Origin of the sequence: Rhizobium sp. GCM10022189 (genome assembly GCF_042656325.1) — a bacterium.
In the GTDB taxonomy this organism is placed as follows: Bacteria; Pseudomonadota; Alphaproteobacteria; order Rhizobiales; family Rhizobiaceae; genus Rhizobium.
The window spans coordinates 1-1,010 of record NZ_JBHSOR010000044.1 but is presented as its reverse complement, the minus strand read 5'-3'; the positions used below and the strand labels follow the sequence as shown (position 1 = coordinate 1,010).

Sequence of the window (1,010 nt, the reverse complement as noted above, 5' to 3'; positions counted from 1 at the left end):
CCTCACCGTATCGATTCCTCCGCCGGCACTTTCGGTAACGACGTCGCCGGCGACATCCACGATATAGGTATCGTCACCCGCTCCGCCGATCAGCGTATCGGCGCCGGCGCCGCCATTCAGCGTGTCGTTGCCGGCGCCGCCGGTGATCACGTTCGCCACAGCGTTGCCGGTGCCCGTGAAGGCAGCCGAACCGATGTAGGTCAGGTTCTCGACATTGGCGAGGGCAGCGATCGAATAGGTCGCAAGTGACGTGCGGATCTCGTCCATACCCGCACCCACTGCCTCCGTGACCACGTCGCCGGCGGCATCCACGACATAGGTATCGTTGCCGATGCCGCCGATCAGCGTGTCGGCTCCGGCCCCACCGTCCAGCGTATCGTTGCCGACACCGCCGGTGATCGTGTTGGAAAGAGCATTGCCCGTCCCGGTGAAACCACCCGACCCTGTGAAGGTCAGGTTCTCGACATTGGCGATGTTGGTCAGCGCATAGGCAGAAAGCGCCGTTTTGACGAGATCCGTGCCTCCGTTGGCGGCTTCGGTCACGACATCGGCCAGATCGTCGATAACATAGGTGTCGTTGCCGGCACCGCCGATCAGCGCATCCGCTCCCGCCTTGCCGTCCAGCGTGTCGGCACCCGCCGCACCCCTGATCGTGTTGGCAAGGCCGTTGCCCGTTCCGGTGAAGGCCACCGTGCCCGTATAGGTCAGGTTCTCGACATCGCTGCCGAGCGTGTAGGCCGCAAGCGCGGTCTTGACCGTATCGGTGCCTGCACTTGCAGCTTCAGTGACCACATCGCCCACAATATCCACGATATAGGTATCGTCACCCGCTCCACCGATCAGCGTGTCGGCGCCGGCGCCGCCGTTCAGCGTGTCATTGCCGTCGCCGCCGGTGATCACGTTCGCCACAGCGTTGCCGGTACCCGTGAAGGCAGCCGAACCGGTGTAGGTCAGGTTCTCGATATTGGCGAGCGCAGCGATCGAATAGGTCGCAAGCGACGTCCGGATCT

General features: G+C 63.6%; 1 protein-coding gene. It reads right to left on the bottom strand.

Translation table 11 applies throughout. The features are described 5' to 3' along the window. Positions 1–1,010, bottom strand: a 1,010-nt coding sequence (locus ACFPWW_RS18145) for a calcium-binding protein (protein WP_377312811.1), incomplete at both ends; no start/stop codon positions are given.